Origin of the sequence: Streptomyces sp. Y2F8-2 (assembly GCF_014905555.1) — a bacterium.
In the GTDB taxonomy this organism is placed as follows: domain Bacteria; phylum Actinomycetota; class Actinomycetes; order Streptomycetales; family Streptomycetaceae; genus Streptomyces; species Streptomyces cynarae.
In genome coordinates this window covers 200,985-214,025 of the sequence record NZ_BNGS01000007.1, presented here as the reverse complement: position 1 = coordinate 214,025, position 13,041 = coordinate 200,985, and the positions used below count along the sequence as shown (strand labels likewise).

General features: G+C 71.0%; 12 protein-coding genes. 5 read left to right on the top strand and 7 right to left on the bottom strand.

The features are described from left to right. Positions 1–31: 31 nt before the first annotated feature. From SY2F82_RS24195 to SY2F82_RS24180, 4 genes are all read right to left on the bottom strand, one after another. Positions 32–838, bottom strand: coding sequence for an FMN-binding protein (locus SY2F82_RS24195; RefSeq protein ID WP_200421277.1), 807 nt, complete (start codon positions 836–838; stop codon positions 32–34). 29 nt (positions 839–867) lie between these two features. Beyond that, on the bottom strand, positions 868–2,205 hold the full coding sequence (locus tag SY2F82_RS24190; protein ID WP_200421492.1) for a ferric reductase-like transmembrane domain-containing protein: 1,338 nt from the start codon (positions 2,203–2,205) through the stop codon (positions 868–870). A 124-nt stretch (positions 2,206–2,329) separates the two neighbouring features. After that, positions 2,330–2,875 carry an FMN-binding protein gene (locus SY2F82_RS24185; RefSeq protein ID WP_200421276.1) on the bottom strand — a complete coding sequence of 182 codons (546 nt, stop codon included), beginning with the start codon at positions 2,873–2,875 and terminating at the stop codon, positions 2,330–2,332. Between the two features lie 7 nt (positions 2,876–2,882). Beyond that, the gene (locus tag SY2F82_RS24180; RefSeq protein WP_200421275.1) at positions 2,883–4,232 is read right to left on the bottom strand and encodes a ferric reductase-like transmembrane domain-containing protein; all 1,350 of its coding nucleotides are present in this window, start codon (positions 4,230–4,232) and stop codon (positions 2,883–2,885) included. 208 nt (positions 4,233–4,440) lie between these two features. Here SY2F82_RS24180 and SY2F82_RS24175 point away from each other — a divergent pair, with 208 nt between their 5' ends. Together SY2F82_RS24175 and SY2F82_RS24170 are read left to right on the top strand one after the other, a co-directional pair. Further along, on the top strand, positions 4,441–5,181 hold the full coding sequence (locus SY2F82_RS24175; RefSeq protein WP_200421274.1) for a response regulator transcription factor: 741 nt from the start codon (positions 4,441–4,443) through the stop codon (positions 5,179–5,181). Continuing rightward, complete coding sequence (locus SY2F82_RS24170) at positions 5,178–6,680, top strand: cell wall metabolism sensor histidine kinase WalK (protein ID WP_200421273.1); 1,503 nt, start codon at positions 5,178–5,180, stop codon at positions 6,678–6,680. Before SY2F82_RS24175 ends, SY2F82_RS24170 begins: the two co-directional genes overlap by 4 nt. On the opposite strand, the gene SY2F82_RS24165 is transcribed toward SY2F82_RS24170, so the two are convergent. From SY2F82_RS24165 to SY2F82_RS24155, 3 genes are all read right to left on the bottom strand, one after another. Then, positions 6,667–7,371 carry a L,D-transpeptidase gene (locus SY2F82_RS24165; protein ID WP_200421272.1) on the bottom strand — a complete coding sequence of 235 codons (705 nt, stop codon included), beginning with the start codon at positions 7,369–7,371 and terminating at the stop codon, positions 6,667–6,669. The two genes, SY2F82_RS24170 and SY2F82_RS24165, sit on opposite strands and share 14 nt — an antisense overlap. 3 nt (positions 7,372–7,374) lie before the next feature. Beyond that, entirely contained in the window at positions 7,375–7,962 is a 588-nt protein-coding gene (locus SY2F82_RS24160) for a pyridoxamine 5'-phosphate oxidase family protein (RefSeq protein WP_200421271.1), read from the bottom strand. Between the two features lie 136 nt (positions 7,963–8,098). After that, positions 8,099–9,016 (bottom strand): hypothetical protein, encoded by a 918-nt coding sequence (locus SY2F82_RS24155; protein ID WP_200421270.1) that lies wholly within the window; start codon positions 9,014–9,016, stop codon positions 8,099–8,101. 236 nt (positions 9,017–9,252) lie between these two features. On the opposite strand from SY2F82_RS24155, the gene SY2F82_RS24150 reads away from it, so the two are divergent. From SY2F82_RS24150 to SY2F82_RS24140, 3 genes are all read left to right on the top strand, one after another. Next, on the top strand, positions 9,253–10,455 hold the full coding sequence (locus tag SY2F82_RS24150) for an argininosuccinate synthase (protein WP_200421269.1): 1,203 nt from the start codon (positions 9,253–9,255) through the stop codon (positions 10,453–10,455). A 97-nt stretch (positions 10,456–10,552) separates the two neighbouring features. After that, the gene (argH, locus tag SY2F82_RS24145; RefSeq protein ID WP_200421268.1) at positions 10,553–11,983 is read left to right on the top strand and encodes an argininosuccinate lyase; all 1,431 of its coding nucleotides are present in this window, start codon (positions 10,553–10,555) and stop codon (positions 11,981–11,983) included. 209 nt (positions 11,984–12,192) lie between these two features. Then, the gene (locus tag SY2F82_RS24140; RefSeq protein ID WP_200421267.1) at positions 12,193–13,035 is read left to right on the top strand and encodes an alpha/beta fold hydrolase; all 843 of its coding nucleotides are present in this window, start codon (positions 12,193–12,195) and stop codon (positions 13,033–13,035) included. Positions 13,036–13,041 lie beyond the last annotated feature (6 nt).

Sequence of the window (13,041 nt, the reverse complement as noted above, 5' to 3'; positions counted from 1 at the left end):
GAGCCTCGGGGTCGGTCACCTGGTCCGCCACTCAGCCACCGGCCTTGTCCAGGGCCGACTGCAGGGACTGCTTGTATCCGGTGCTGGTATAGGTCGCGCCGGAGACCGCGTCGATGTTCGCATTCTGTGCGCTCACCGCCTCCTGGTTGAGTTTGGGCACGGCCATGGCGGTCTTCTGGTCGCTGAGCCCGCCCTTGGGCGCCTGCACCGCCTCGGCTTTGGTGATCTTCCCGCCGCTCACGGTCACGCGGACCTGGACGGGGCCGTACTGCGTCTGCGCCACGTTACCGGTGACCGTACGCGCCTGGGCCGCCGCCCCTGTCGACCCCGCCGCCCCGGAACCGCCCGCGGACCCGGACGAGGCCGCGCCGCCGGAGGTGGCCTTCGCCTTGTCCAGGGCCGACTGCAGGGACTGCTTGTATCCGGTGCTGGTATAGGTCGCGCCGGAGACCGCGTCGATGTTCGCACTCTGTGCGCTCACCGCCTCCTGGTTGAGTCTGGGCACGGCCATGGCGGTCTTCTGGTCGCTGAGCCCGCCCTTGGGCGCCTGCACCGCCTCGGCCTTGGTGATCTTCCCGCCGCTCACGGTCAGGCGCACCTGCACCGGGCCGTACTGCGTCTTGGCCACCTCACCGGTGACGGTCCGGGTGCCGGTCTGCTGTCCGCTGCCGCCCTGCGGCGACTCCTGGGCGGCGGCGGTCTGCTGCGGTGCGGCACCGCCTCCCGCCTGGGCCGAGGCGGGACCCGAGGCCGGCTTCAGGGACAGCAGCAGCACGATCCCGGACACGGTGGCGGCGGTGGCGAGCACGACACGCCGCACGGGGTGGCTCTTCCTCATCTTCTTCCAGGCTCCTGGTTTCCCGTCGCTCACATCTCGAACGACTCGTGATGGATGCGGCGGGCGGGGACCCCCGCGCCGCGCAGTGCTTCGTACACCTGCTGCGCGAAGCCGGGCGGCCCGCACATGAAGACGTCGTGGCGGTCGATGTCCGGCAGCTTCCGGCTCAGGGTCTCCGCCGAGATGTCGGGGCGCTCCCCGTCCGGGCTGTTGACCGCGTACATCAGCCGGGCGCCGCGCTCCTCCGCGATCTGCGCCAGCTCGTCCCACAGGGCCAGATCCTGGGTGGTGTTGGCGCGGTAGAGGAGCGTGATGTCTCCGGGAGCGCCCGGCAGGGTCTCGAACAGGGCCCGCATCGGCGTGATGCCGACACCGCCGGCCACCAGCAGCACCTTGCCCCTGCTGCGCCGGTCGGCGGTCAGGGCCCCGTACGGGCCCTCCGCCCACACCCGCGTCCCGGGCTCGAGGTCCCGCAGCGCGGAGCTGTGGTCACCGATCGCCTTCACCGTGATCCGGAGCATGTTCGGGCGGGGCGCCGCCGACAGCGAGTACGGGTGCGAGCTGAACCGCATCCCGGGCGCGAGGAACCGCCAGCGGAAGAACTGCCCGGCCTCCGCGCCCATCCGGTGCAGCTTCCGCCCGGTCATCAGCACCGACACCACCCCGGGCGTCTCCTCGATGACCGCCTCCACCCGCAGCCGGTGCCGCAGGTTGAGCCGGATCGGCGTGAGGATCCGGTACCAGATCACCAGCGCGGTCACCGACCCGTACAGCGCGTACCAGGCGGTCTTCGCCTCCGGCTGCACGGCGAACTCGTTGCCCGTCGAGAGCTGGTGCCAGAACGACAGGTACGTGGCCGCGTAGGTGAGCAGATGGACGTGGTACCAGAGGTCGTAGGAGATCCTGCGCCGGACCGGTCCGATCGAGAGCAGGCCGATGAGGACCAGCAGGCCCGTGCCGATGGCGGCCTTGCCCACGTCCGGCAGCTGGTCGATCGAGTCGATGGTCTGCTGGACGATCCCACCGAGCCCCCTGCCGCTCTGCAGCGCGTAGCCCCACATGGTCAGGAACAGGTGGGCGAGGACCAGGCAGACGGTGTACCGGCCGGTCATGGCGTGCCAGCGGGCGACCCGGTCGGAGCCGACCCGGCGCTCCAGCGCGGGCACCCGGGCCATCTGCAGCACCACGAGGGCCATCAGATAGCCGGCGAGCAGGCCGGTGATCCGCCCCGCGTTGAGGATTCTGCTGTTGTTGTCGGCGATGGACGGCGTGTTCGTCCACCACAGCCAGATGACGCCCGCCGCGCCCGCCCAGACGGCGAGCAGCAGCGGGACGGCGGGGGAGCGGCGTGGGCGGATGGCGCGCATCGTCTGGCGCCGCGCGGCGCGGCCACCGGCGATCGTGGACACGGTCTCCTCCGTGTTCCTCCATGGGACGGGTGAGGCCAGTGGCCCCCTTGGCCCAGAGGTACGTGGCGGAGCCGCCGTGCGTTCAACCCTTCACGGAGTCCAGCGCCGACTGGAGTGACTGCTGGTAACCCTGGCTCGTGTAAGTCGCACCGGAGACCACGTCGATGTTCGCGCTCTGCGCCGTCAACGCCTCCCGGTTCAGCTGGGGGACGGCGTAGCTGTTGATCTCCTGGTCCCTCGGGTTGTCCTGGGGGTATTCCACGGCGGTGACGTCGGTGAGCTTGCCGTTCTTCACCGTGATCCGCACCTGGACGGGGCCGTAGCGGGTCTGGGCCTCTTCTCCCGTGACGGTCTTGGTGCCGGTGGACCCGGCGGATCCGCTCGTGCTGCCCGAGTCGCTGGAACCGGTGGATCCACTGGAGCCGGTCGAGCCGGTCGAGCCGCCGGACCCACCGGACCCGCTCGACCCGTTCGACCCGGCCGCACTGCTCGACGGCGCGGGCGCGGCCACGGCGATGCCGGGCGACGAGTGCGGCTTCATCGACAGCAGCAGCACCATCCCCGAGACGGTCGCGGCGCTCGCCAGCACGATCCGGCGCAGCGGGCTGTTCCTCTTCAACGCGTGCATGACGGCCTCACAGCTCGAACGACTCGTGGTGGATACGGCGGTCGGGGACCCCGGCCGCCCGCAGCGCCCCGTACATCTCCTCCGCGAACCCGGGCGGGCCGCACAGATAGACGTCGTGATCGGCGAGTTCGGGCACCGCGCCGTGCAGCGCGCCGGGGGTGAGGCGGGGCCGCGAGCCGTCCTCGCCGTTGAGGGCGTACAGCACCTTCGCGCCGCGCCACCGGGCTATGGACTCCAGCTCGCCGCCCAGCGCCAGGTCCTGCGCCGAGCGCGCCCGGTACAGCAGCGTCACCTCGCCCGGCAGCGTCTCGAACAGGGCGCGCAGCGGGGTGACGCCGACGCCGCCCGCGATCAGCAGGGACCTGCCGGTGGTCTGCCGGTCGGCGGTCAGCGACCCGTACGGGCCCTCCGCCCACACCCGGGTGCCCGGCCGCAGGAGGGCCACCGAGGCGCTGTGGTCCCCGAGCGCCTTGACGGTGATGCGCAACTGGGTGCGGCGGGGCGGCGCCGACAGCGAGTACGGCGTGGACGTCCAGCGCAGCCCGTCCGTGAGGAACCGCCAGCGGAAGAACTGGCCCGGCTCGGCGCCCAGTTCGTCCAGGTGCCGGCCGCGCATGACGACGGACCACACGCCCGGCGCCTCCTGGTGCACCGACTCCACCCGCAGCCGGTGCCGCAGGTTCAGCCGCACCGGCGTGAGGAGGCGGAACCACAGCACCAGGGCCGCGACGCCCAGGTACAGCGCGTACCAGGCGGCCTGCGCGAACGAGTTCCCGGTGAACTCGGCGCCCAGAGCCGGCTGATGACCGAAGGCGAGGAACACCGCCGCATACGTCAGCAGGTGCACGTAGTACCAGAACTCATGGCTGACCTTGCGGCGCACGGCCCGCGCCGAGGTGATCCCGACGGCGAACAGGATGATCGTGCCGATGGTGGCCTTCAGCATCTCCGGGTAGTCCAGGACCACCGTGACCGTTTCGTGCACGAGCGAGGCCCGGTCCTGAGCGGCGTACCCGGTCAGGATCAGCACGATGTGCGCGACGAGCAGACAGACCGTGTACCGCCCGGCCATCGCGTGCCAGCGCGCCACCCGGTCCGAGCCGATCCGCCGCTCAAGAAGCGGTACCCGGGCCATCAGGCCCACGAGCACCGCGCAGGAGTACCCGCACAGCAGCCCCGCGATCCGCCCGGCCCCGGTCAGCCAGCCCGCCGTGCCCACCACCGAGCCGGTGTTCTGCCACCACAGGGCGACCACGGCGGCGGCCCCGGCCCACAGCAGGGCCAGCAGGGGGGCCGCCGGAGAGCGCCGGACGACCGGCGACAAAGGTGGCGCCTGCTGCTGGTAGACCGTGGTCATGATCTGTTCCTTTCGGGCGTTTCGACGCCGCAACTGTGCAGGCGGAACTTCTGAGGCGGCTCTGAGGAGCCTGAGCCTGCGCTGAAGACGGCGGCGGGGAAGCGCCCTGGTCAGGGAATCTCGGCGGGCGCGCCCGGGACGCTCATAGGGAACTCAGAGCGGCCCGCGTCCTCGGCCGCTGCCGGCAGAGTGGATCCTTGTAAGTGCGATGAACACACCCCGCTCCGGCCGCCCCGCCCTCGCCCGCCCCGACGGCACGCCCTTGCGCGTCCTCGTCGTCGACGACGACCCCGATCTCGCCGAGGTGCTGTCCGGGGCCCTGCGCTACGAGGGCTGGGAGGTGCGCACCGCCGGTGACGGCGCCGCCGCCGTCGCCGAGGCCCGTGACCTGATGCCCGACGCCGTCGTCCTGGACGTGATGCTCCCCGACACCGACGGCTTCGCCGTGCTGCGTGAGCTGCACCACGTGAAACCGGACGTGTGTGTGCTCTTCCTCACCGCCCGCGACGCCGTCGAGGACCGCATCGCCGGCATCACGGCGGGCGGCGACGACTACGTGACCAAGCCGTTCAGCCTGGAGGAGGTCGTCGCGCGGTTGCGCGGCCTGCTGCGCCGGGCCGGCATGGCCCGTCAGCTGGAGGACGGGCCCCGGCTGACCGTCGGCGACCTGGTCATGGACGAGGAGGCCCGCGAGGTCACCCGGTCCGGCGAGCTGATCGAGCTGTCACCGACCGAGTTCGAGCTGCTGCGCTTCCTGATGCGCAACCCGCGACGCGTCCTCAGCAAGGCCCAGATCCTCGACCGGGTCTGGTCCTACGACTTCGGCGGCCAGGCCCATGTCGTCGAGCTGTACATCTCCTACCTGCGCAAGAAGGTGGACGCGGGCCGCGAGCCCATGATCCACACGGTGCGCGGGGCCGGGTACGTGCTGAAGCCGGTGGCCCGGTGAGGGCCCGGCCGCGCGAAGCGGTACGGCGCCTGCCCCGGCCGCGGACCCTGCGGGCCCGGCTCACCGCCGGGCTCGTCCTGCTGCTGGCGCTCAGCTGCGCCGCCGTCGGGGTGGCCGCCGTGATCGAGCTGAACGGTTTCCTCACCGGCCGGCTGGACCAGCAGCTGCGGGACGTCGGCCCGCGGTTCGCGGCGAGCCTGGAGCACGGCGTCAAACCGTCGGACCACGACGGCGACGAGCACGCCGACACCCGCAAACAGTCCTCCGGGACCTTCGGCGCCCGGCTGGTCGGGCGCAGGGTCACCAATGTGGGGCTGGTGCACCCCGGCAGCGACAGCACCGATCTCAGCGCCCCGCTGAACGCGGGGGACGAGCGCACGCTCGCCGCGGTGCCCGTGGACGGCAGGGGCCACAGCGTCTGCCTGTCCTCGCTCGGTGAGTACCGCCTCGTGGCGAGCAGCGGCATGGACGGTGACGTACTGATCACCGGACTGCCGCTCGAGCCGGTGGATGCCGCGGTGCACCGCCTGGAACTGGTCGCTGCGGTCGTCTTCGGCGCTGCCCTCGCGGTCACCGGTGTCGCGGGCGCCCTCTGGGTGCGGTGGTCCCTGCGTCCGCTCAGCCGGGTCGCCGCGACCGCCACCCGGGTCAGCGAACTCCCGCTCGCCAGCGGCGAGGTGGCGTTGCCCCCGCGCGCCCCCGAGAGCGACCCGCGCAGCGAGGTGGGCCGGGTCGCCGGCGCCTTCAACCGCATGCTCGGCCATGTCGAGGACGCGCTCACCAAGCGGCACGCCAGCGAGGAGCGGCTGCGCAGCTTCGCCGCCGACGCCAGCCACGAGCTGCGCACGCCGGTCGCCTCGGTCCGGGGGCACGCCGAGCTGGCGCTGCTGCATCCGGGTCCGGTGCCGCCGGAGGTGACCCGTGCCCTGGAGCGGATCGCCGCGGAGTCGGGGCGCATGGGCGAGATGGTCGACGATCTGCTGCTGCTGGCCCGCCTGGACGCGGGCCGCCCCTTGGAGCGGCGTCCGGTCGACCTCACCCGTCTGGTCCTCGACGCGGTCACGGACGCGCGGGCCGCGGGTCCCGGCCACGGCTGGACGATGGAGCTGCCGGAGGAGCCGGTGACGGTGACGGGGGACGCCTACCGTCTCCATCAGGTGCTGGCGAACCTGTTGGCCAACGCGCGTTTGCACACACCTGTGGGCACCAAGGTGACCGTATCCCTGGAGACGGACGGCACGGCAGCCGTCCTCACGGTCCACGACGACGGACCGGGAGTACCCGCCGAGATCCAGTCGGGGGTGTTCGAACGCTTCACCCGGGCCGAGCACCGCCGCCGCCCGGAACACCGGGGCGGCGGAGCGGGCCTGGGCCTGTCCATCGTGGCGGCGGTGACGGAGGCGCACGGCGGGAGCGTGAGCCTGGAGAGCCGTCCGGGGGCGACGACGTTCACGGTGCGCCTGCCCGTCGCCGGCCCGGGCCGCTCTAGTAACGAGTGATCGCGGTCGCCCCGCTCACCGTCCCGATCGCGATGTGCGGCCGGCGCCCGGGTTCCGCCCACGTCAGGATCCGCTCCATCGCGTCCTCCGGCACCGACACACAACCCTCCGTCGCCCCCCTGCCGTTGACGTGCAGGAAGATGCCGGCGCCACGGCCGCGCACCGGCAGGTGGTAGTTGAACCCGATGACGAGGGCGTAGTCGTACTGCGGGTCGTACGCGATCAGGTGTTCCGACTCGGAGGCGCGGCAGTCGGCCGGGAGGGGTTCCGTCCAGCGGTTGTACGAGAGCGAGTCGTTGTCCTGGCACCACCAGGTGTGCTCACGCACCCGCCGGTAGGGCTCCCTCGCACCCGAGGGCGCGGCCTTGATGCCGAACGCGAACGGCAGGTCGTACAGGCCCGTCGGTGTCGTGCTCGTGCCCTGCCGACGTGAGCCGCCCTCGACGAGCCCCTTCGCCCCGAAGCGCGCGGGTGCCGAACCCGCCTTGATCCAGCGCCCGCCGGAGCGGTCCCACCAGCTGACCGTGCCCGAGGTCGCTCCGGTCGTGGCGGCCTCCGCGGTGATCAGCTGGGTGCCGCCGCCGGTGTCCGCCATCCGCTCGGGCAGCGGGGCGTCCTCGGCGGGGTCCGGTGCGGCACCGAGCAGGAAGAGGGAGGCGGAGGCGAGAGCGGCGACGACACCGGGGCGCATGCCTCAGAACGTAGACGGAGGCAGGGGCAACGGCAGTCCCGGCAGGCCGTCGAGACTCGTTCGGACGTGTTCTTTCCTCCGGAAGTACTCATCGAGGGAGGCGTCGTCCTCGCGCGCGAAGCGCTTGGCGTGCAGGTCGCGGTCCTCTTCATAGGCCATGAAGGGCACCGCGTAGCCACAGGTGTCCCGGATGAGCTCGGCCGTCACGACGATGACGGCGCGCAGACCGTGCAGGGTGGGATCGATGTCCGGGAAACGCGTGAGCAGTTCCTGGAAGCGGGGGTCGTCGCGGAAGACCGGCTCGCCGCGGCCGTGCACGCGCACGATGTTCGGCGGGCCCTGGAAGGCGCACCACATGAGGGTGATCCGGCCGTTCTCGCGCAGGTGCGCGATCGTCTCGGCGTTGCTTCCGGCGAAGTCCAGATAGGCCACGGTGCGTTCGTCGAGCACGGCGAACGAGCCCTTGAGGCCCTTGGGGGAGAGGTTGACCGTGCCGTCGGCCGACAGGGGGGCGGTCGCGGTGAAGAACAGGGGTTGTGCCTCGATGAACGTGCGCAGTCTGCCGTCTATGCGCTCATAGGTCTTTCCCATGTCCACGAGTATCGGGGCACATCGTTCGACTGTCTAAGGAATTCACCGGAATCACTGGGGACCGCCTCGAACGGCGGCGTCCGGTCGCTCGTGGCCGCCCCGGCCGGCGCGCGGGGCGGCCACGACGCCTGTCACGTCACTTGGTGAGCGTGCAGGCGGCCAGGGAGTCCAGGCCCTGCGGCTTGGCGGACGTCCGTCCGATCGCGATGGCGATGCGGTCGATGGTGGACTTCCGCTTGTCCGCCAGCGGGCCGAGGATCGCGTTCTGGACGAAGTTGGGTCCGCCCTGGCCCACCGAGGAGGCGAGCCGCTTGTCGGCCTCGTCGATCTGGGTGTTGAGCAGGGTCAGGTTGCGGTCGACCTCGGCCTGGGCGGAGGCGGGGATCGCGGGCAGCTTCGACTTGACGTCCGGGCAGGAGACGGTGCCCGCGGCGCCGGCACCGCCGCCGGCGTTCCCGTTGTTGCCGCCCTTGCCCGCGTTCCCGTTGCCTGCGTTTCCGTTGCCTGCGTTTCCGTTGCCCGCGTTCCCGCTGTCGTTCTTCCCGTCGGTCTGCTGGGTCGCCGCCGCGCCCGGCGCGGCGGTGTTCGTGCCGCCGCCGCTCGCGGCCCCGCCGGTGTTGAGGGTGCACGGCGCCAGCGCGTCCAGTCCCTGCGGCTTGGCGGCGGTGCGGCCGATCGCCGTCGCGATGCGGTTGATCGTCGCCACCCGCTTGTCCTTGAGGGGACCGAGGATCGCGTTGTTGACGAAGTTGGGTCCGCCCTGGCCCACGGTGTCCACCAGGCGCTTGTTGGCCTCGGCGATCTGGGTGTCGAGCAGCTGGAGGTTGCGGTCCACCTCGGCCTGGGCGGATGCGGGGATCGCGGGGAGCTGTGACTTCACGTCCTGGCAGGTGATCGTGCCGGGCCCCGCCGCCAGGGTCCGGGCGCCGTTGCTCTTGGACGTCTCCCCGGCGAGGGCGGAACCGGCGATGACCGCGCCGGAGAGCACCACAGCGGCGGCGCCGCCGATGATCGCCACGCGGCGCTTGTTGTACTTCGGAAGAGCCCTGGACATGAAGATGCCTCACTCGGGTCGGGGTGACTGCTGTGACGGACGCGGCGGTCACGGGTGTGACTGCCGTGAAAACGCGGCGCCTGCGTTCGGCGAGAGATACGGGAAAGCGATTGCTCCCGTTCAACGGATTCGCAAAGAGCCGCTCGCACAGCAGGTCGTGAGCGTGCCGCATTGACGAATCATGCAGAGTTCTGCATACTCATGCATGTCAGTGAGCGCAGTGTGAGGAGAATCCCGTGACCGAGCGCGTCGTACTCGCCTACTCGGGCGGTCTGGACACCTCCGTCGCCATCGGCTGGATCGCCGAGGAGACGGGCGCCGAGGTCATCGCCGTCGCGGTGGACGTCGGCCAGGGAGGCGAGGACCTGGACGTCATCCGCAAGCGCGCGCTCGCCTGCGGTGCCGTGGAGGCCGAGGTCGCGGACGCCAAGGACGAGTTCGCCGAGGAGTACTGCCTCCCGGCGATCAAGGCCAACGCCCTCTACATGGACCGCTACCCGCTGGTCTCCGCGCTCTCCCGGCCGACGATCGTCAAGCACCTGGTCGCCGCCGCCAGGAAGCACGGCGCCACCACGGTCGCCCACGGCTGCACCGGCAAGGGAAACGACCAGGTCCGCTTCGAGGCCGGCATCGTCGCCCTCGCACCGGACCTGAAGTGCATCGCCCCGGTCCGGGACTACGCGATGACCCGCGACAAGGCCATCGCGTTCTGCGAGGAGAAGAACCTCCCCATCGCGACCACCAAGAAGTCCCCGTACTCCATCGACCAGAACGTCTTCGGCCGCGCCGTCGAGACGGGCTTCCTCGAGGACATCTGGAACGCCCCGATCGAGGACATCTACGAGTACACCTCCAACCCGGCCGTCCCCCGCGAGGCCGACGAGGTGGTCATCTCCTTCAAGGAGGGCGTCCCGGTCGCCGTCGACGGCAAGCCCGTCACCGTCCTGCAGGCCGTCCAGCAGCTCAACGAGCGCGCCGGCGCCCAGGGCATCGGCCGGATCGACATGGTCGAGGACCGTCTTGTGGGCATCAAGTCCCGCGAGGTGTACGAGGCCCCGGGTGCGATCGCGCTCATCACCGCCCACCAGGAGCTGGAGAACGTCACCGTCGAGCGTGAACTCGCCCGGTACAAGCGGCAGGTCGAGCAGCGCTGGGGCGAACTGGTCTACGACGGCCAGTGGTTCTCCCCGCTCAAGCGCGCCCTGGACGGCTTCATCAACGAGGCCAATCAGCACGTGAACGGCGACATCCGGATGACCCTGCACGGCGGCCGCGCGGTCGTCACCGGCCGGCGTTCCGAGTCGTCGCTGTACGACTTCAACCTCGCGACCTACGACACGGGCGACACGTTCGACCAGTCCGCGGCCAAGGGCTTCATCGACATCTACAGCCTGTCGTCGAAGATCGCGGCACAGCGCGATCTCGCAGGCGAAGCCTGACGCGGATACGGCCAGACCGGCCCACTGGCCCGACGACCGCCTCCTCACCAGCCGTGGGGAGGCGGTGGCACACCGACACCCTCTAGGAGCGACCCAAGTGAGCAGCAACACCGGTGACGTACGGCTCTGGGGCGGCCGTTTCGCCGACGGCCCCGCCGAGGCCCTGGCGAAGCTGTCCGCGTCCGTCCACTTCGACTGGCGGCTCGCGCCGTACGACATCGCCGGCTCCCGGGCCCACGCGCGCGTGCTGCACAAGGCGGGGCTCCTCACGGACGACGAGCTGACGCGGATGCTGGCGGGGCTCGACCGGCTCGAGGCGGACGTCGCCGACGGCTCCTTCACCGGCACGATCGCCGACGAGGACGTCCACACGGCCCTGGAGCGGGGTCTGCTGGAGCGCCTCGGCCCGGAGCTGGGCGGCAAGCTGCGCGCGGGCCGTTCCCGCAACGACCAGGTCGCCACCCTCTTCCGCATGTACCTGCGCGACCACGCCCGGATCATCGGCGGTCTGCTCGCCGACCTCCAGGACGCCCTCATCGGCCTGGCGGAGGCCCACCCGGATGTGGCGATGCCCGGCCGCACCCACCTCCAGCACGCCCAGCCGGTGCTCTTCGCGCACCACGTGCTCGCCCACGTCCAGTCGCTGTCCCGGGACGCCGAACGGCTGCGCCAGTGGGACGAGCGGACGGCGGTGTCGCCGTACGGCTCCGGTGCCCTGGCCGGGTCCTCCCTCGGCCTGGACCCGGAGGCGGTCGCCGAGGACCTGGGTTTCGAGCACGGCAGTGTGGCCAACTCCATAGACGGCACGGCATCCCGTGACTTCGTCGCCGAGTTCGCCTTCATCGCCGCGATGATCGGAGTGAACCTCTCCCGGATCGCCGAGGAGGTCATCATCTGGAACACGAAGGAGTTCTCCTTCGTCACGCTGCACGACGCCTTCTCCACCGGCTCGTCGATCATGCCGCAGAAGAAGAACCCGGACATCGCCGAGCTGGCCCGGGGCAAGTCCGGCCGCCTGATCGGCAACCTGACGGGCCTGCTGGCGACGCTCAAGGCCCTCCCGCTCGCGTACAACCGCGACCTCCAGGAGGACAAGGAGCCGGTCTTCGACTCCATCGACCAGCTCGAGGTCCTGCTGCCGGCCTTCACCGGCATGATGGCCACGCTGACCGTGCACCGCGAGCGCATGGAGGAGCTGGCCCCGGCCGGGTTCTCGCTCGCCACCGACATCGCCGAGTGGCTGGTCAAGCAGGGCGTGCCGTTCCGGGTGGCGCACGAGGTGGCCGGTGAGTGCGTCAAGGTCGCCGAGGCCGAGGGCAAGGAGCTGGACGGACTCACGGACGAGCAGTTCGCGAAGATCAGCGCCCATCTCACCCCCGAGGTGCGCTCCGTCCTCAACGTCCCCGGCGCCCTCGCCTCCCGCAACGGCCGCGGCGGCACGGCCCCCGAGGCGGTCGCCGTGCAACTCGCCGAGGTGAAGGCGGACCTCGCCGCGCAGCGGAACTGGGCCACGGCCAAGCAGGCGTAGCAGGAGTTCCTCCCGAGGGGCCCGGACATCACGTCCGGGCCCCTCGTGCTGTCCGGTTCCGTCTGGTCGTGCCGTCCGTCGCGCCGATAACGGATGGGTTTCAGCCACTGTCCGAATCCTTGACGCCCGTCTACTCGGAGGTAACTATTCCGGTTGCGGTCGGCAATGCCGAACATTGGTCGGCCGGCACCGAGTACGAAAGGGACATCATGCGCGAACCAAGGGGAAGAAGCGGACGGCAAGCAGCCCGGCTCCTCGCCGTCGCGGTGACCGCGGTGCTGTGCACCGTCGGCCTCGCCGCGCCGGCCGGCGCCGACACCGTCGACATCGCGCCACCGGGCGCCAACGACTGGTCGTGCAAGCCGGACTCGGCCCACCCGCAGCCGGTGGTCCTGGTGAACGGCACCTTCAAGACCTCCTCCGAGAACTGGCTGACTCTCTCGCCCGCGCTGGTGAACGCCGGTTACTGCGTCTTCTCCTTCGACTACGGCGACATGGAGACCGCCCCGATCCCGGACTCGGCGGCCCAGCTGCGGGACTTCGTGAACGCCGTGCTCGGCGCGACCGGCGCCAAGAAGGTCGACATCGTCGGCCACAGCCAGGGCGGCATGATGCCCCGCTACTACGTCAAGTTCCTCGGCGGTGCGACCAAGGTCGACGACCTCGTCGGCATCGTCCCCTCCAACCACGGGACCACCAACCCGCTGGCCCTCGCCGCCGGCGCCACCGTCTGCCCCTCCTGCGTCGACCAGACCGCCGGCTCGGCCTTCCTGGCGAAGCTCAACTCCGACCCGGAGACCCCGGTCGGCCCGGACTACACGGTGATCACCACCCGGGACGACGAGGTCGTGGTTCCGTACACCAGCGCCTTCCTCGACGGCCCGGCCTCGTACGTCACCAACGTGCTGCTCCAGGACCGCTGTCCGCTCGACACCACCGAACACGACCAGGCCCCCAAGTCGCCCCTCGTCGAGCAGTGGGTGCTCGACGCCCTGAACCGGAAGGGTCCGGCCGACCCGGCCTTCGAGCCACGCTGCGTCGGCACGGGCTGAATCGGA

Bases quoted from the DNA above. Each gene is read 5' to 3' on its own strand.
- SY2F82_RS24175 (WP_200421274.1), top strand. From the start codon at position 4,441: ATGAACACACCCCGCTCCGGCCGCCCCGCCCTCGCCCGCCCCGACGGC.
- SY2F82_RS24160 (WP_200421271.1), bottom strand. From the start codon at position 7,962: ATGGGAAAGACCTATGAGCGCATAGACGGCAGACTGCGCACGTTCATC.
- SY2F82_RS24140 (WP_200421267.1), top strand. From the start codon at position 12,193: ATGCGCGAACCAAGGGGAAGAAGCGGACGGCAAGCAGCCCGGCTCCTC.
- SY2F82_RS24180 (WP_200421275.1), bottom strand. From the start codon at position 4,232: ATGACCACGGTCTACCAGCAGCAGGCGCCACCTTTGTCGCCGGTCGTC.
- SY2F82_RS24155 (WP_200421270.1), bottom strand. From the start codon at position 9,016: ATGTCCAGGGCTCTTCCGAAGTACAACAAGCGCCGCGTGGCGATCATC.
- SY2F82_RS24165 (WP_200421272.1), bottom strand. From the start codon at position 7,371: ATGCGCCCCGGTGTCGTCGCCGCTCTCGCCTCCGCCTCCCTCTTCCTG.
- SY2F82_RS24185 (WP_200421276.1), bottom strand. From the start codon at position 2,875: ATGCACGCGTTGAAGAGGAACAGCCCGCTGCGCCGGATCGTGCTGGCG.
- SY2F82_RS24190 (WP_200421492.1), bottom strand. From the start codon at position 2,205: ATGCGCGCCATCCGCCCACGCCGCTCCCCCGCCGTCCCGCTGCTGCTC.
- SY2F82_RS24195 (WP_200421277.1), bottom strand. From the start codon at position 838: ATGAGGAAGAGCCACCCCGTGCGGCGTGTCGTGCTCGCCACCGCCGCC.